We start from the raw sequence: 16,282 nt of genomic DNA, 5'->3' as shown, positions 1-16,282 counted from the left end.
TTGCATTCGTATCCATTACATAGAAGATGTTTTTCAGGAAACTACAGAAAAAATAGATACAAAATAGAAGAAGGAAAGAGTAAAAAAATCATAATCAAAATTTGCAGCGACTTATTAGTAGTCAATCTATTTTGGAAACGAACATGAAAAAATCCTCCATTAATAGAAGTTATCACTTTCTACCAATAGAGGATTTGTAATGTATTATAGATTAAAGCTCTGTGAATTATAATTCATCCAACTTTATTTTCCTTTTGCTAATTTTTCATGATCAATAAATTGAGGAGGCTGTTCCATCCAGCCCTTTTCTATCATTAATGTCATCCCATCTTCACCGTAAGCACCAGTTTTTGTAATGAAACTTCCATACATCGCACTTATATCCCTACGCATTGTAGCCGATAATCCAGCACCATATGTCATCATTCCAAGATTTGAAAGAATGCCGATTATATAAAGCATTAGCTGATCTGAAAAAGGGGCAGTGGTTGAGCCATTTACACTTTGATCCCATATATTAGGAAAGGGTATATCACATTCTTCTAGAACATCACGAATTGAACTGAGGATGTGTTTACTCAATTGTTTGCCACGACTAAAATATTCTCGGAGTACTTGTTCCTGTGCTACTTGGGAAAAGCCTATACAGATTGCTCGCCCAATTTCGTTCTGATAGGCATTGGTGATTAAATGAGTGACTTCGATACTTAATAGGGAGCGCTTACGTCCAAGCCATCCTGTCAAGAAGTTTTCTTTTTTGACAAAGTCTATCTTGGTAGGATAGGTCATAAAAGGCATTCGAACAAAAATTCCTTTTTGCTGCAATTTATCAATGGTATCATTATATAGCTGAGACGCATCATCGATAAAGTCTTTGAACATGAAACGAATATCTTCTCTTGCAGAGCTTGCAAAGAATGTAGAGTGGGAACTAATCCCAAAACGGCACATTTGATAGGCACTTTGTATATAAAAAACGTCAGAAAATAATTTAGGAGCTTTCGGAACTACATGTTTTTCAATTTTAAAAGCCTCAGGTATAACAATATTTTCCTTTTGGAAGAGTTCAGCGATCCGGTCTATATGTTTATTTACAATCTTTTGAATGCTTGTAAGCACTGAATCTATTTCTGGATCTGTGTTTGTTTCTATAAAGTGAGTCAGTAGACAATTAGCTACACTATCGTTCAAATATGTTGTCCAAAGAGCTGAAATTTCAGCACTTGTTAGCTTCACAATATTTATTTTATCGCTCATTTTTCATATCCCTCCATATTTCTATATTTCCCGAATAGATGAAAGGATATAATAACTAATTCACGACATTCTTAAGAGAAGGCTGTTTTCGTATCGTTTGTTGCTTTTATTCCCAATAAAGGGTTCTAGCGTATCTTATGGTGATTGCAGCTCTTTCTCAGTAATATGAAACGTGTAGCGATCCTCAGTTAATATTTATTAGTTAAAATTTTACTTAAATAGAAACAACGTTTGAGTAAAGAGCCTAAGAGAAAAATATTACTCTTAATAAGACGAACGTTTTATCAGATTGATAAAGAGTAATAAACTATTACTTAAAATACTTGCAATGCCTAGCCAAAACAACCAATGGTTAGAGGTGACCCACGCTGTATATAGGATAAATAGTGCAATAAGGATGGAAATATAATTTCCCGCCCGATTTGTTTTTCTATTACTTTGAAGCTTTTGAGTTATTTTAGAAATAGAATGCTTTACTGATTGTTTTACGTAATAGGATTTTTCTTTGATCTTTTTTTTAACAAGCGTTTTCTGCTCAATTAAATTATTTACAGTTGAATTCATCATTTTTCCCACCCCGATTCCGACGTCTGGAGAACTCAGTCAATACTTGTTTTTGAAAACGATCGATCATTTGGGGATCCTCTTCCTGAATTTCAATCGTTGCTATTTCTTCAAAACCATCATGCTCTTCTCCATCAAAGTGATAGAGCTTTTTTAATAATTTCCAAAAAGTTTCTATTTCATCCGTTGTAAAATCATGAAATAGTTCTGCTAAAAAATACGTGGATCTTTCCGAACATGCAACCAATATTTTATACCCTTCTGGTGTAATTTCGATATTAATCGCTCGCTTATCTAGTTTACTTGAAACTGTTTTTATGTATCCTTTTTTTGATAGACTTGAAATTAACTTGTTTGCATTCTGTTTTGTCGTACCTAGCTTTTTAGCAATATTCATAAGAGTGGTACGTTCAAGGGGCAAATGTGCAATGGCGATAAGAGCCATATGCTGTCGAGAAGTTAAATCCTCTAGAAATTCATCACCGTGAGATTGAACTTTATTGACAACGGAAAACAATGTCGCATAACTTTGCTGCATAAAATGCAGTTCTTTTAGTAAAAGATTAATATTCATATGTGGTTCCTTTCTAAAAAAAAGTCAACATGTTTACAAAATAAGAATACCATTTCTGGAATAAAAGTCAATATGTTGACTAAAATGATGTAAGTATTGATTAGGCTCTCAAAACTTGTTGTTAAGTAATATTATAAAAAAATAGGCTCCTAAAAATGAGAGATAGTAACCTCATAGTTTTTTTAGGTAGCCCTAAATAGCGTAAAATATGATGGAGCAATTTTAGCTTATTACATTTTCCCAATGATTACTCCTAGAAAGGCTAGGCTTATCCCTAAAAGATAGCTAAAGACTAAATAAATAACTTGAGTATTCCATTTTTTATTTACTATTAATTGAATATTTTCTAACTTAAAGGTTGAAAATGTTGTAAAAGCACCCATAAACCCAGTTCCTAATAATAGGAGGGGGAGACCACCTGTTTCTGTTCCATAAATGAAACCTAGTAGAAATGATCCCATTAAGTTAATGATAAATGTTGCTAGCGGGAATGAGGTTGGTTTTCTCTTTTTCATCCACTGACTGATCGAATAACGGGTAATGGCTCCAAAAAAGCCTCCAAATGCTACCGCAATTGCGTTAATCACCATCATTTGTATGTTTCTCCTTCTCTTTGTAATCGATTCTTTGTACATATTTCTCCTAAACGGTAACCGAAGTATGAAAAAAATAATCCACCGAAAAGACTACCAAGGACATAGAGAATAGCAAACCCCCATAGTGAGTTTTGTATTAATTGAATGGACTCGACACTAAAGGTTGAAAAGGTGGTAAACGATCCTACCAGCCCAGTACCGAAGCCAGTTAAAAGGGCAGGTGAAAGAAGTTTTAATTTGGATAAATAGGTTGTAAACCACCCTAAGACAAAACACCCAATTAAATTAATTATTAATGTTGCAATAGGGAATGGGAAGGACCACCAAATAACGGAACTTAAACCAATATAATAACGTAAAAGGGAACCAATTATCCCTCCAATTCCTACAGATAAATAGCTCATTTGCTCACCTCAAAAATTATTCGTTTGATTCTATTTTCTCTATACTCACTAAAAAAAGGTGTGTTGAAATCGTAGTATAAATCAATCATTCCAGTTTATACGATAAAAGGATCGACTTTTGCCTAAAAAAAATTAGACTCCTACCCTATATAGGGTAGGAGTCATTAGCTTTAAGCACTTAAGGGCGAACTCCATCGCCGCATATTTAATTACATGTATTTTATCATAATTGCGTAAAAATGTTTAGTGTTTTTAGTGAATTTTAAGATCCTTGCTGAAAAGGTTACTATATAAAAGTTCATGAATATCCTCTTTTTCAGCTTCGTATGAACTTTTGGAAAAGACTCTTTTCTCAAACATTGTTGGATTTAAGTTGAGTGATAACTATTAAATATCAACTGAGGATCGCTACACGTATCATTTTACTGAAAAAGAGCTGCAATCTCCATCAGAACCGCTAGAATCCTTTATTGGGAGTAAAAGTCGGCAGTTCGGCTTTTACAAAAGCAACAAACGATAAGAAAACAGCCTTGGAAAAAGCAAGTTGTGATGATTTTATGTCATTCATAGGAGAGAACTTGTTTGTTGCAATAATTGTTTCTAAAATAAAAGGAAAGATTATCCTTGAAAGGATGGAAATAAATGTTTAAGAAAAGTGTCTTAATTATTCCACTGATCGTAGTAATGTTCATCATTTCAGCATGTTCTAATTCTGGTGATGAGAGTAAAGAACCAAAGGAAAAAGAGGTTAGCCACACAATGCCAGTGGAGGAAACAGCAAGCGCCGCTATTTTACCTAGTTTTCTTGATAATAGCTCTGAAACGATTCAAACGATTTATCAAGCCGCTGCCTCACATCAAGAATTGCTAGAACATATGCCATGTTATTGTGGCTGTGGAGAAATGGGACATGAGAATAACTATGATTGTTTTATTCAGGAGAATAAACAAAATGGTGCAATCGTATGGGATGAACATGGTGTGAACTGTGATGTATGCTTAGAAATTGCTGCTGAATCAATGGTTGAATACCAAAAAGGAAAATCGATGTTAGACATTCGAAAAGAAATTGATGAAAAATATAAGGAAGGTTATGCTAAACCAACGCCTACACCAATGCCTGAAGCATAAAAAAACCGGGACTGTTTAATAAACAGTCCCGAGCTTTTATTAATTTGCAATTGAATCTGTCAAAAAGTCTGTGTCTGGTTTTGCCTTTAATTTTGTTACTTCAATATAGGAGATATGCTGGTCCTCAATCTCCTTAACTTTAAAACAATACCCGTCTTCTTCAATAAAATCATTTTTCTTTACATTATATTTCTGGGTGAGTATCCATCCACCAATTGTATCCACATCTTCCTCATTCAGATGGGTTCCTAGTAAATCATTCACTTCAGTAATCAAAACCTTTGCGTCAAACAGATAATGACCATTAGAAATCTTTCTTACTTCTGATATTTCATCTGAGTCAAATTCATCCCGAATTTCCCCTACGATCTCCTCGAGAATATCTTCAATGGTCACTAACCCTGCAGTACCCCCATATTCATCAATTAAAATGGCTAAATGTGTTCGTTCTTTCTGTAATTTAACGAGTAATTCATGGATAGGAATACTTTCAATGACTCGGATCACTGGTTTGACAAATCGTTCAATTGACATATTTTCTGAGCTTAGTTCCTTATTAATCCAAGCCGTCATTATTTCTTTTATATTAATGACACCAATCATATTATCTTTATCGCCATCCATTACAGGATAACGTGTATATCTTTCATGATTTACTATTTCAAGTACCTCTTTGATTGATGCATCAATTGATATACATGCAATCTCGGGACGTGGCACCATTATTTCCTTTGCAATTCTCTCATCAAACTCAAAAATATTGTTAACATATTTGTACTCAGACTGATTGATTTCACCATTTCGATAGCTTTCTGATAAAATAAGGCGAAGCTCCTCTTCTGAGTGTGCTTGTTCATGTTCAGATGCTGGTTTTAATCCGAATAGCCCTGTTATAAAACGTGCAGAACCATTTAATGCCCATATAAATGGGAAAAGAATTTTGTAAAACCAAATCAATGGTTTCGAGATCAGTAATGTAATAGTTTCAGCTTTTTGTATTGCGAACGTCTTTGGAGCGAGTTCTCCAATAACGACATGTAAAAATGTAATAACAAGAAATGTTACAATAACAGAGACCAAATGTGAGGTTGAGTCTGACATGTTCCATTGATGAAATAATTTCTTAAATAACTCCCCAACAGTGGGTTCTCCTAACCATCCAATTCCAAGAGCGGTAACTGTTATTCCGAGCTGACAAGCTGATAAATACTCATCTAAGTGGCTAATTATTTTCTTCGCTGATAGAGCCATTTTATTTCCATCTTGAATGAGTTGATCAATTCTTGTTGTTCTCACTTTTACTACTGCAAATTCTGCCGCAACAAAAAATGCAGTTAACGCAATTAAAATCACCAAAACAATTATATTTACTATGTCCAATTAGTTCCTTCACTAATGTGAAGGGTTCACCTCCGTGAAAAGAAATTTTAGAATTATACAATTTTACTATACCATTTTAAAGAATAAAAAGAATCCTATTTATTGTATAAATATTGAATATTTTATGGTTATAATTGGTTACAAACAAAAATATAAGGAGTTTATATCATGGGGAAATTCCAAATTAACTTGCTAGAAAAGAAGAAGGACAAGCTATTATTCAGTTATTACAAGAAACTGCACAATGGATTAAGGATCAAGGGATTGATCAGTGGCAATATTTATTAGATGGAGGAGAAAATCAAGAAATTCTTCAGTGTATTGGTCAGAATTTGACTTATATAGTGTACCACCAAGAGGAAATGATAGCGACTTTTACCCTTTATACAGAGCAAAATGAATGGGATCAATATATCTGGAAGGAAGACTCAAAAGATGCAATATACTTGCATCGATTAGCGGTGAAACCAAGTTATATGAAAAATGGTGTCGGCAAAGAAATGATTCATTGGATCGAGACGGAGTATCAAACAGATAAAACATATTTTAGGCTAGATTGTGTGGCAGGGAACGAGAAGCTTAATCAGTTTTATCAAAAAATGGGCTTTGAGCTTCTAGGGGTATCAAAAGACCATAGTCGATATCAGAAGCTTCTAAAGTGAATAGGAGGGGAGTGGCTTTGTGCTAAGAAGGCTTTTTTTTCAAAGCTCTTTTCTCAAACATTGTTGCCATTGAAAGTAAAGTTTTAACTCAGGAGCTGCAAACTCCATAAAGATAGCCGATAATAAAGAAGTGAACACGCTAGTGTTCACTTCTTTATTTGATGTGGTTATTAATCCAGTTAAGTATAATCTGGTAGACCTCATCTTTATTTAACTCATTCAACATCTCATGGCGTCCATCTTTAAAAAATTGGTATTCAAGATTCCTTAAACCATTCTGCGTGTATTGTTGAATGACTTTTCTTACACCTTTCGTATGTCCACCAACAGGATCATGGTCCCCACTGAAAATAAGGATAGGCAATTCTTTCGGAATTTGTTGGATAAATGGTTGATGGTGAATCTTTTCTAATCCAGTGAATAAATCGTAAAAAAATCCAGAACTACAAATAAATCCACAATAAGGGTCATTTAAATATTTTTCTACTTCTATCGGATCACTTGAAAGCCAGTCGAATTCTGTTTGCGGATCATCAATTCCACGATTATATGCCCCAAACGATAAACGATTGAGTACAGTGCTTGGTTTTTTCAGTCCGTACTTTCGTATTTCTCGTTTTGCAATTTGTTTTCCAATCTTACCTGCGATGCCTGGATTTCCTCCTGTCCCTGAGATGATCACCCCTTGAATCGAATGTGCATATTCCTGAATATATCTTCTAGCAATAAATGATCCCATACTATGTCCTAATAAAAAAATTGGCACATTTGGATATTTAGCTTGGATGAATTGATTGACTTCATAAAGATCAGTAACTACCCGGTCAAAGCCATTTTCTTCAGCAAAGAATCCGTGCAAACCGGCCCTTTCTCCTGTATGTCCATGACCACGATGGTCATTTCCATATACAAAGATTCCTTCTTGCAGGAGAAAGTTTGCAAATGAATCATATCTCTCAATATGCTCAGCCATCCCATGTGATAGCTGAACGATGGCTAATGGCTGTTTATCTGCCATCGTCCAATTTCTTAAATACACTTCAACTTGATCATCCATTGTAAGCCAATCATACGTTCTCACCATTTATTTTCCACCTTTATCATTTGAATGCTGTTAATCTTAATTTCAGATTAAGATAAATTTAATAGAAATAGCAAGAGTAAGAATGATAAAACTATTGGATATCAATTGGAACAACAGCATCTCTAATCTCTTTTTCTAATTCTGCTGTGTATTCATTTGTTTGCTCAGAGGTCCAACCAAACATTTCTTCCATTTTAGAGATGATTGGTTCCTTCCATTTCTTTGCCCAATGAATATTGAAGAAGACAGCTCCTGTTCGTCGGATAAAGAAATCAACAGGCTTTAAGACCATTTCATGTTCAATTGCATACATGAGTTGTGCGTATACAAAAGGGGATAATTGATTTTCTTCTTGCTCTGTACATTCCTTAGCATATTGGAATAAGAAATCAATATTTGTACCATATTTGCTGGCGAGAATAAGGCCCTCTTCTGTAGTTAAACCGTATTGAATGGCTTCTTTTGACTTATTATTTATAAAGGATTCATATTTTTCAGAGCCACCGAAGTCTCCTCCTGATATAGGAAAATGGATGGTTTGACACGGCTTAAACGTCCTTTGTTGTGTTTCAGATAATTCTTTACAAACGAGATCAAGCACATTTTCTGCCATCTTTCGATAACCGGTTAATTTACCACCAGCTATGGTAATTAAGCCACTATCTGCCTCCCATATTTCATCTTTTCTTGAAATTTCTGAAGGGTCCTTTCCCTGTTCATAGATAAGCGGACGAACACCAGCCCAACTAGACTCAACATCGTCCTTTGTAATTTTTACGTCAGGAAAAATATAGTGGATTGCATCAATGACATAATCTCGATCAGAAGATAACATTTTAGGATGTGCCGTATCCTTGTCATAAAAGGTATCCGTTGTTCCAACATATGTTTTACCATCACGAGGAATGGCAAAGATCATTCTTCCATCCGGTGTATCGAAGTAAACAGCTTGATGTAAAGGGAACACAGACTGATCAAAAACTAGATGAATTCCTTTCGTTAAGCGAAGCTGCTTATTATTTTTAGAATAATCGTTGCCTCTTACTTGATCGACCCATGGTCCTGCAGCATTGACAAATTTTTCAGCATGAATTTCAAACTTTTCATTCGTTAGCAGATCTCGGACGATAGCACCGTTGATTTTTTTATTTTCATCATAGAGAAATTGTTCCGCTTTTGTATAATTTACAACGTTAGCCCCGTTTTCTACAGCTGCCTTCATCACTTCAATGGTTAATCTTGCATCATCGGTACGGTATTCGACGTAATAACCGCCACCTTTTAGTCCTTCTTTTTTTATAAGAGGTTCCTTCCTAAGCGTTTGTTCAGCAGATAGCATTTTGCGACGTTCAGTCTTTTTTACTTGAGCTAAATAATCATATAATTTAAGTCCGATAGACGTTGTGAATGCACCAAAAGTTCCCCCTTTATGAAATGGAAGAAGCATCCATTCAGGAGTTGTTACATGTGGACCATTCTCATACACGATGGCACGTTCTCGTCCTACTTCCTTAACAACATTTATTTCAAATTGCTTTAAATAACGTAATCCTCCGTGTACTAGTTTAGTTGAACGGCTAGATGTTCCGGCCGCAAAATCCTGCATCTCAACTAAGGCAACCTTTAACCCCCGTGTAACCGCATCTAATGCAATTCCAGCACCCGTAATCCCGCCTCCAATAATGAGAAGGTCATATTTTTCCTTTGCCATTTGTGCTAGATTATTTGAACGATGAAAACCCGAGAAATTGTTATTCATTTGAACCGTCTCCTCTTTCATATATTTATCTTTATATAATTATTTGATTGAAAGTAAAAGGTTGAAAAAACAAAAAGAGACCACAACAAGCATTTTAGTCTGACTACTAAAATGTTGTGTGGTCTCTCTTAATCTCCAACCGAATTATTAACTTGATTTTATTCTAACACATAATATTTTTAAGTCCAATGATAAAAATTGAATTAATGTTTTACGACTTCTTGTCCACGGACATTCCATGTAATGGCAAATACGATTGCTGCAAGTACACAAGAAGCAGTTAATAGTATAAATCCTGCGTTCCATCCAGCATAATCCACGATATATCCCATTAATGCATTCGCTGTAACGGTTCCACCTAAATAACCAAATAAACCAGTTAATCCGGCTGCAGTACCTGCTGCTTTTTTTGGAACAAAGTCAAGTGCTTGTAAACCAATTAACATAACCGGTCCATAGATAAGAAATCCAATTGCGATCAAGGAGATCATATCAATCATTGGATTTCCGGGTGGATTAAACCAATAAACGAGAACGGCAATTAAAACCCCTAGCATAAATACAAACCCTGCCGGACCACGACGTCCCTTAAATAATTTATCTGAAATATACCCGCAAAGTAAGGTTCCAGGGATTCCGGCCCATTCAAATAGGAAGTAAGCCACACTTGATTTGTCCATATTAAAATCTTTTTCTTCACTCAAATAAGTTGGTGCCCAATCAAGTACGCCATAGCGGACAAAATATACGAAAATATTTGCAATGGCAATGGCCCAAACCCATTTATTATTTAGTACATACTTAAATAGAATTTCTTTTGTTGTTAATTCAGTTTCAAATGTCTTTTTTTCTTTACTTGGATAATCATTTCGATATTCCTCAATTGGTGGAAGGCCAACCGATTGCGGTGTATCACGGATTAATATATAAGAAATTAAGGCAATTACGATAGCCACTAAGGCAGGTAAAATGAAAACCCCTTCATATCCATTTGAATGTGTCCCCAAGATAATCGCAAAAAGAGAAGCTCCGCCTACTGCAATTGGTGCCATTATTCCACCACCAACATTATGCGCGACATTCCATATAGCAGTTTTTCCTCCTCTTTCACTTACACTAAACCAGTGAACGAGAACACGACCAGATGGTGGCCACCCCATACCTTGAAACCAACCATTGATAAATAGCATAATAAACATAATTGCAATAGATGAGGTGAAAAAGGGAACAAATCCCATAAGTAAACAGATAATTGCAGAAAGAATTAAACCCGCTGGTAAGAAAATTCGGGAGTTACTCCTATCAGAGACGGTCCCCATTACAAATTTACTAATTCCATAAGCGATGGAAACAGCGGATAAAGCAAGACCTAGCTCTCCTTTGGAAAAACCTTGGTCTGTTAAATAGGGCATCGCAAGAGAGAAGTTTTTGCGAAGTAGATAATACGCTGCATAGCCAATAAAAATTCCAATGAATACTTGAATTCGATGTTTCTTATACTCAGAATCAATTTGCTCATTAGGTAATCTTTCTATCGGTGGTGCAGGTTGAAAAAGTTTAAGCATACAAATCCTCCTTATTAGTATTAAACAAGTTTACAAGACAAAAAAAACCATACTTTTTAACACACCCTTTGAAGCAGGTGTGTAATATAAGTACGGTTCTCCGAATCTCCATCATCTTTAACTTGTAACATTATATTACTTTCTTGTGAAAGCGATGTCAATATATTAATATTATAACTTTTTAATAATACATGTTTAGATTCGTGATAATTAGGAAAATACAGCTGGAAAAATATATATTAGGAAACTTAAAACGCTATAAATGAAAAAAGTTTTGAAGAGAATACTAGATAAAATGCTTCCATAGTTCTGTATTAGAGGTAGTAATTGCGGATGCACCTGCCTCAATGGCCTGTTCCACTTCATCTGGATTATCGATTAATCCTCCTGCAAAAATTGTCTTTCCGGTTTTTTCCTTTACCTCAGCTATAATTTTGGGAATGACACCTGGAAGCAGTTCGATATAATGTGGATCCGTTTTTTCAATCAGTTTAATACTTCTTTCAAGCGCACTGGAATCAATTACAAATGCTCTCTGTGTAGCAAATACACCTTTTTGTCTTGCTTTTGTAATCACTCCTCCCTTAGTAGAGATCAATCCATATGGCTTAATTTCCTGACATAAATATTCTGTCGCTGCTTCATCATGGCTAAGCCCTTGTATTAAATCAACGTGAAGGAACATATTTTTTTTATGACTTCTAGCATATTCAAACACACTTTTTAGCATCCCAATATGCAAGTCAAGGAAGACACCATATGTAAAAGGAGTATCCAGCATCTTATCAAAATCTTTCATTGATCGTATTGCGGGAAGAATTTTTTGCCCATGAAACGTCATTATTACACCTCAAATCTATATATTTGTCACTCATTGTATGGCGAACAGTCTAATGAAATCAATCTAACATGAAAGAGGCATGATCTCAATTATTTTAAATACTTCATTTGTTATTAATAGTAAATGAATTATAAATGTTATAAATGTTTTATTATGGTAAAATTATCAAAGTTAGGTATTTAGTAGTTGATAATTTTTTTTCTTATTATTAGGGTTTGATAGGGGAGTTAAGGTTGAATATATTAGAGATAAGACAACTAGAGAAGCGAATAGAAAATACGGTTTTAATCGCTCAAATGAATTTAGAAATTAAAAGTGGGGAAGCAGTGGCCATTCAATGTAATGTAGAAATTGGTAAGCAGCTTATCCAAATTTTATTAGGAGAATCTTCAGCATCAGGCGGTCAGGTACTTGTTTCTGGAAAAACATTTTCTTCATTTAAAGCAATATGCAAAAAGGTAGGTATTGTGTTACTAAATGAATCATTATATGATCGCCTAACCCCATTTGAATATTTAAGTTTTTATAAAAGGCTTTATGAAGTAAAAACAGATGTAAATATGCTTCTTCAAAAAATTGGTTTGGTAAAAAAAGTGAGAATAGATAAGCTTACTTTTTCAGAAAAAAAACGTCTTCAGATTGCTCGTGCGATTCTTCATCAACCTGAACTGATTATTCTTGAAGAGCCTATTCAAAATATAGATATTGAAAGCCAATATATCATTAGGAATCTAATGAATGATCTTATAGATGAACAAAAAGCGATATTAATAACAACTAGTAATTTAGAAAATGCAATTACCATGACGGATCATGTGTATTTATTGAATGAGGACGGTTTGAAGAAAATAGATGTCATGGATAGTGAGGAAGAACAAAAGAAAGAAATCGAACAAGGAGAATTGCAAACTGACATTCCGACTAATACAGAAGAAATAGAAAATGTTCAAGAAAGCCAGACAAATCCTATTCCATTTCGATTTGAAAAAATTCCTGCTAAAGTAAACGATAAAATTATTTTACTTGATCCCACTGAAATCGATTATATCGAAAGTAATGACGGAATTTCCTACTTGAATGTAAAAGGGGAGGTATTTCCTTGCAGTTATTCTTTGAATCAGCTCTTTGATCGACTCTATCCATTTGGCTTTTTCCGCTGTCATCGCTCGTATATCGTCAATCTTCAAAAGGTACGAGAAGTTATTACATGGACGAGAAATAGCTATAGTTTGATTTTAGAGGATTCAAAGAAAAGTTCGGTTCCTCTGTCAAAAGGTAAAATGAATGAACTGAAGGATATTATCGGGATTTAAAAATTGCCACCCTGTAATTTTTTCATTGAATGTATGCTCCACTCACCAATAAAAATACTCCATTCAACTTAATTTATACTCCTTTTACCATGATATTACTGCGTTCTTGCAAAATCACAGCTAAACTATGATCAAGCAAGTGAATCGAGGATGAAAGGGAGTAATCAAGTGGAAAATGTCATTGAAGTGAAAAATTTAGTCAAATCGTTTGGAAACAAATCTGCCATTAAAAACGCAACATTTAATATAAAAAAGGGAGAAACGTTCGGATTTTTAGGACCGAGTGGATCTGGAAAAACGACAACAATTAAAATCTTAACTGCACAATTAAAACATACATCGGGAGAGGTTCAAGTGTTTGGCAAACCATTAAAACATTTGAAAGATCCATCATATATGCGACGGATTGGAATTCTAACCGATAATAGCGGTCTCTATGAGAGGCTAACAGTATACGATAATCTTGCATTTTTTTGTAAATTATATGATGTAAATGAAGGTCAAATAAATGAAGTATTGGCAGCAGTTAATTTGATAAATGAGAAGAATATGGTCGTCCAAAAACTTTCAAAAGGGATGAAGCAAAGGGTTACTTTAGCAAGAGCAATCCTTCATAAACCAGACTTATTGTTTTTAGATGAACCAACATCTGCACTCGATCCCATGAATACGAAGCATATACATGATGGTTTAAAAAGGTTAAATGAACAAGGGACAACGATATTTTTAACGACCCATGACATGCAAGAAGCCGAAGAATTATGTGATCGTGTCGCATTTCTGCATCAGGGTGAAATAAAACTATTAGATACTCCGCAAAGTTTACGGCTGAAATATAGTGATTCAACGATTAAGCTTCTATTAAAAGATGATCGAACAGTAATTGTTCCGAAAAATCAAGAGGGAGCTGAAAAAATCTATGAATATATGAAGAATGATGAAATAATGTCGATCCATTCTAATGAACCTTCATTAGGTGATATATTTGTTCAATTAACTGGGAGGGCTTTATCATGACATTTTCACTAAAAAGAGTACAAGCTATTTTTCTTAAAGATTGGAAGGATTTATTAAAGAATTCATATATTCTATTTACAATGGCGATACCATTAGCGTTTGCAGCATGGTTAGGACGTATAGGGTCAACAACAGATGCATTTCATTCGATGCCAATTAGTTTAGCCCTTGTCATTGCGGGCTGTTTTGTACAGGCGGCAATGGTTGCGGAGGAAAAAGAAAAGAACACATTAAGAGGTTTGCTATTATCACCTGCGAATACATTAGAAATATTGATTGGAAAAAGTGCTTTGACATCAGCTGTCACAATAGTCATTATTATCGGTTCGATCTATTTAAGCGAATTCAAGGTGAATTCGATCCCATTATTTGCATTACTTATTCTATTAAACTTAATTATATTTATCTCGATTGGAACAATTCTTGGGTTAATGTCAAGAACAGTTATGGAAACAACTATTGTTGGAATGCCTGTAATGATCCTGTTTGGAATGGGTTCAATGCTTCGGGCCTTTATCAATAATGATACCATCCAAAAAATCCTATATTATTTACCAAGTGAACAATTTGAAAAAGCTTGGCAGTCCTTAAGTCAGGGTGGTGGGCTTGGTAGTGTCGGATCACAGCTACTCATTTTATTGGTTTGGTGTGTCGCCACATTGGTCATTACGGTGATCATCTATGGAAAGCGTAGATTTGATTAATATGGTTTAAAGCAGTGTTTTTTCATCCTTAATGCGCTAAAATCCTTAATTATTTTCGTAAGCAAGATAGGAAAAAATCCTATCTTGCTTCAATTGTAATTAACTGAAAATTAAGTGTACTTTTGTTAGAATATAATCAAATAGATAGAAATAAGGTGATCATTTGGCTATTAGAAATTCTGTGAAAGCGCTTATTATTCAAGATGGTAGAATCCTAGTTACAAAGAATCAGGATCAAGAGGGATACTTCTATTTATGCCCTGGTGGAGGTCAAGAGTTCGGAGAGACCTTTCATGAAACATTGCAAAGAGAATGTTTGGAGGAAATTGGGAGAGAGATGCAGGAAATAGGGGAGCTAATTTTTGTGCGAGAATTGGTTGGGAAAAACTATGGACTCCCCTCTGTTCACCAAGTAGAATATTATTTTTCATGCACTATATTGGACGGTGGAAACTTCATTAGTCAAGGGGTTAATCCCGATGAACATCAGGTAGGAGTTGAATGGCTACCTATAGCTGACATTATAAAGTATCGATTTTACCCACAGGAAATGAGGGAGGTAATCCTACGATATGAAAATGGAGAATCGGTACCAATTTATCTGGGTGGTATTAATTAATGATTCTAGTACTTTGCAAGTGGGTGTAATAGTTGAATGATGAGCATATAAAAATAACGGTGGAAGCAATTACATATATGAAAATGAATTTGTCAGCAGACATTACGACGGAAGAATTAGCATCCCATGTGGGGTATAGTCATTTTCATTTTATAAGAATCTTTAAGGAGGTAACCGGGATTGCGCCTAGACACTACCTTTCTGCACTTCGTATTGAGGCAGGAAAGTCCCATTTAAGTGAGTCCACTTCATCTGTTTTAAAAGTATTATTATCACTTGGATTCCAGAGTATAGGAACGTTTAGTTCACGCTTTAAACAATATGTAGGACAGTCTCCTAGGGAATTTCGCCAGAAAATGGGTACATTACAGAATCAGCTGATTCAATTTGGAACAATGGAACAAACTCAATCCTTAGAAACACTTCAATTTCAATCTGTTAGATGCAAAATTATTCCTCCACTAGATTTTAAAGGCATATTATTTGCAGGACTTTTCCCACGTCCAATACCTGACCAACGGCCGATAGTTGGTACTGCACTTTTACATAAAAATAGCTCTTGTTTGTTTTCGAATATTCCTGAAGGTAAGTACTACATGCTGATTGCAGGGATTCCTTGGAATCTTAATCCGAAAAAATACTTTTCTAGCGATAGTTTATTGCGAGGGAAATATGAGCAACCACTTGAAATAACATCGGGCACAAATATCGATATCACGGTTAAATTACGGGAGCCGATGCCGTATGATCCACCTATACTAATTAACCTGCCATTATTACTATTTGAAAAAAACAGAGCAAAGTAGAAGAAA

17 protein-coding genes and 1 riboswitch are annotated in these 16,282 nt (G+C 34.8%); of the genes, 7 read left to right on the top strand and 10 right to left on the bottom strand.

The window, feature by feature from the left end:
* Positions 1-243 precede the first annotated feature (243 nt).
* From MHI39_RS18400 to crcB (MHI39_RS18380), 5 genes are all read right to left on the bottom strand, one after another.
* The gene (locus tag MHI39_RS18400) at positions 244-1,257 is read right to left on the bottom strand and encodes a DUF3231 family protein (protein ID WP_341043374.1); all 1,014 of its coding nucleotides are present in this window, start codon (positions 1,255-1,257) and stop codon (positions 244-246) included.
* 264 nt (positions 1,258-1,521) lie between these two features.
* A complete protein-coding gene (locus MHI39_RS18395; RefSeq protein ID WP_341043373.1) occupies positions 1,522-1,821 on the bottom strand; it encodes a hypothetical protein in 300 nt (99 codons plus the stop codon).
* Positions 1,802-2,395 (bottom strand): MarR family transcriptional regulator, encoded by a 594-nt coding sequence (locus tag MHI39_RS18390; RefSeq protein ID WP_212942742.1) that lies wholly within the window; start codon positions 2,393-2,395, stop codon positions 1,802-1,804. The genes MHI39_RS18395 and MHI39_RS18390 overlap by 20 nt, the downstream gene beginning before the upstream one ends.
* A gap of 230 nt (positions 2,396-2,625) precedes the next feature.
* The gene (gene crcB, locus MHI39_RS18385) at positions 2,626-2,985 is read right to left on the bottom strand and encodes a fluoride efflux transporter CrcB (RefSeq protein WP_341044216.1); all 360 of its coding nucleotides are present in this window, start codon (positions 2,983-2,985) and stop codon (positions 2,626-2,628) included.
* Positions 2,985-3,395, bottom strand: coding sequence for a fluoride efflux transporter CrcB (gene crcB / locus MHI39_RS18380; protein ID WP_342539891.1), 411 nt, complete (start codon positions 3,393-3,395; stop codon positions 2,985-2,987). The genes crcB (MHI39_RS18385) and crcB (MHI39_RS18380) overlap by 1 nt, the downstream gene beginning before the upstream one ends.
* Before the next feature lie 148 nt (positions 3,396-3,543).
* A riboswitch (Fluoride riboswitch) is annotated at positions 3,544-3,603 on the bottom strand.
* 434 nt (positions 3,604-4,037) lie between these two features.
* Between crcB (MHI39_RS18380) and MHI39_RS18375 the strand changes: the two genes are divergently transcribed.
* A complete protein-coding gene (locus MHI39_RS18375) occupies positions 4,038-4,526 on the top strand; it encodes a PCYCGC motif-containing (lipo)protein (RefSeq protein ID WP_341043372.1) in 489 nt (162 codons plus the stop codon).
* A 39-nt stretch (positions 4,527-4,565) separates the two neighbouring features.
* On the opposite strand, the gene MHI39_RS18370 is transcribed toward MHI39_RS18375, so the two are convergent.
* The gene (locus tag MHI39_RS18370) at positions 4,566-5,906 is read right to left on the bottom strand and encodes a hemolysin family protein (RefSeq protein WP_212942578.1); all 1,341 of its coding nucleotides are present in this window, start codon (positions 5,904-5,906) and stop codon (positions 4,566-4,568) included.
* A 248-nt stretch (positions 5,907-6,154) separates the two neighbouring features.
* Here MHI39_RS18370 and MHI39_RS18365 point away from each other — a divergent pair, with 248 nt between their 5' ends.
* Positions 6,155-6,568 (top strand): GNAT family N-acetyltransferase, encoded by a 414-nt coding sequence (locus MHI39_RS18365; protein WP_342541462.1) that lies wholly within the window; start codon positions 6,155-6,157, stop codon positions 6,566-6,568.
* A 154-nt stretch (positions 6,569-6,722) separates the two neighbouring features.
* Here the strand turns inward: MHI39_RS18365 and MHI39_RS18360 are convergent, their stop codons facing one another.
* The 4 genes from MHI39_RS18360 to MHI39_RS18345 form a co-directional block, all read right to left on the bottom strand.
* Positions 6,723-7,652: an alpha/beta hydrolase gene (locus MHI39_RS18360; RefSeq protein WP_212942570.1), complete on the bottom strand. Its 930-nt coding sequence runs from the start codon at positions 7,650-7,652 to the stop codon at positions 6,723-6,725.
* A gap of 91 nt (positions 7,653-7,743) precedes the next feature.
* Positions 7,744-9,363, bottom strand: a complete 1,620-nt coding sequence (locus tag MHI39_RS18355) for a glycerol-3-phosphate dehydrogenase/oxidase (protein WP_342541461.1) — start codon at positions 9,361-9,363, stop codon at positions 7,744-7,746.
* Positions 9,364-9,614: 251 nt separating this feature from the next.
* Positions 9,615-10,976, bottom strand: coding sequence for a glycerol-3-phosphate transporter (gene glpT, locus MHI39_RS18350; RefSeq protein ID WP_342539890.1), 1,362 nt, complete (start codon positions 10,974-10,976; stop codon positions 9,615-9,617).
* Between the two features lie 286 nt (positions 10,977-11,262).
* Positions 11,263-11,817 carry a glycerol-3-phosphate responsive antiterminator gene (locus MHI39_RS18345; protein ID WP_342539889.1) on the bottom strand — a complete coding sequence of 185 codons (555 nt, stop codon included), beginning with the start codon at positions 11,815-11,817 and terminating at the stop codon, positions 11,263-11,265.
* A gap of 233 nt (positions 11,818-12,050) precedes the next feature.
* On the opposite strand from MHI39_RS18345, the gene MHI39_RS18340 reads away from it, so the two are divergent.
* From MHI39_RS18340 to MHI39_RS18320, 5 genes are all read left to right on the top strand, one after another.
* The gene (locus MHI39_RS18340; RefSeq protein WP_058005027.1) at positions 12,051-13,130 is read left to right on the top strand and encodes a LytTR family transcriptional regulator DNA-binding domain-containing protein; all 1,080 of its coding nucleotides are present in this window, start codon (positions 12,051-12,053) and stop codon (positions 13,128-13,130) included.
* A gap of 168 nt (positions 13,131-13,298) precedes the next feature.
* A complete protein-coding gene (locus tag MHI39_RS18335) occupies positions 13,299-14,147 on the top strand; it encodes an ABC transporter ATP-binding protein (RefSeq protein ID WP_342539888.1) in 849 nt (282 codons plus the stop codon).
* Positions 14,144-14,851, top strand: coding sequence for an ABC transporter permease (locus MHI39_RS18330; RefSeq protein ID WP_058005028.1), 708 nt, complete (start codon positions 14,144-14,146; stop codon positions 14,849-14,851). Before MHI39_RS18335 ends, MHI39_RS18330 begins: the two co-directional genes overlap by 4 nt.
* A 163-nt stretch (positions 14,852-15,014) precedes the next feature.
* Entirely contained in the window at positions 15,015-15,470 is a 456-nt protein-coding gene (locus tag MHI39_RS18325) for an NUDIX domain-containing protein (protein WP_342539887.1), read from the top strand.
* Positions 15,471-15,502: 32 nt separating this feature from the next.
* Positions 15,503-16,276, top strand: coding sequence for an AraC family transcriptional regulator (locus MHI39_RS18320; RefSeq protein WP_058005030.1), 774 nt, complete (start codon positions 15,503-15,505; stop codon positions 16,274-16,276).
* Positions 16,277-16,282: the final 6 nt, after the last annotated feature.

The organism is Heyndrickxia sp. FSL K6-6286 (assembly GCF_038630395.1).
Classification (GTDB): domain Bacteria; phylum Bacillota; class Bacilli; order Bacillales; family Bacillaceae_C; genus Heyndrickxia; species Heyndrickxia oleronia.
The sequence above is the reverse complement of the archived record's forward strand: the minus strand, read 5'-3'. Positions and strand labels throughout refer to the sequence as shown.

What these genes read in the sequence shown, in the direction of transcription:
- MHI39_RS18360 (WP_212942570.1), bottom strand. Translation starts at nt 7,652, where the DNA reads ATGGTGAGAACGTATGATTGGCTTACAATGGATGATCAAGTTGAAGTG.
- MHI39_RS18395 (WP_341043373.1), bottom strand. Translation starts at nt 1,821, where the DNA reads ATGAATTCAACTGTAAATAATTTAATTGAGCAGAAAACGCTTGTTAAA.
- glpT (WP_342539890.1), bottom strand. Translation starts at nt 10,976, where the DNA reads ATGCTTAAACTTTTTCAACCTGCACCACCGATAGAAAGATTACCTAAT.
- MHI39_RS18390 (WP_212942742.1), bottom strand. Translation starts at nt 2,395, where the DNA reads ATGAATATTAATCTTTTACTAAAAGAACTGCATTTTATGCAGCAAAGT.
- MHI39_RS18345 (WP_342539889.1), bottom strand. Translation starts at nt 11,817, where the DNA reads ATGACGTTTCATGGGCAAAAAATTCTTCCCGCAATACGATCAATGAAA.
- MHI39_RS18355 (WP_342541461.1), bottom strand. Translation starts at nt 9,363, where the DNA reads ATGGCAAAGGAAAAATATGACCTTCTCATTATTGGAGGCGGGATTACG.
- MHI39_RS18400 (WP_341043374.1), bottom strand. Translation starts at nt 1,257, where the DNA reads ATGAGCGATAAAATAAATATTGTGAAGCTAACAAGTGCTGAAATTTCA.
- crcB (WP_341044216.1), bottom strand. Translation starts at nt 2,985, where the DNA reads ATGGTGATTAACGCAATTGCGGTAGCATTTGGAGGCTTTTTTGGAGCC.
- MHI39_RS18375 (WP_341043372.1), top strand. Translation starts at nt 4,038, where the DNA reads ATGTTTAAGAAAAGTGTCTTAATTATTCCACTGATCGTAGTAATGTTC.
- crcB (WP_342539891.1), bottom strand. Translation starts at nt 3,395, where the DNA reads ATGAGCTATTTATCTGTAGGAATTGGAGGGATAATTGGTTCCCTTTTA.
- MHI39_RS18330 (WP_058005028.1), top strand. Translation starts at nt 14,144, where the DNA reads ATGACATTTTCACTAAAAAGAGTACAAGCTATTTTTCTTAAAGATTGG.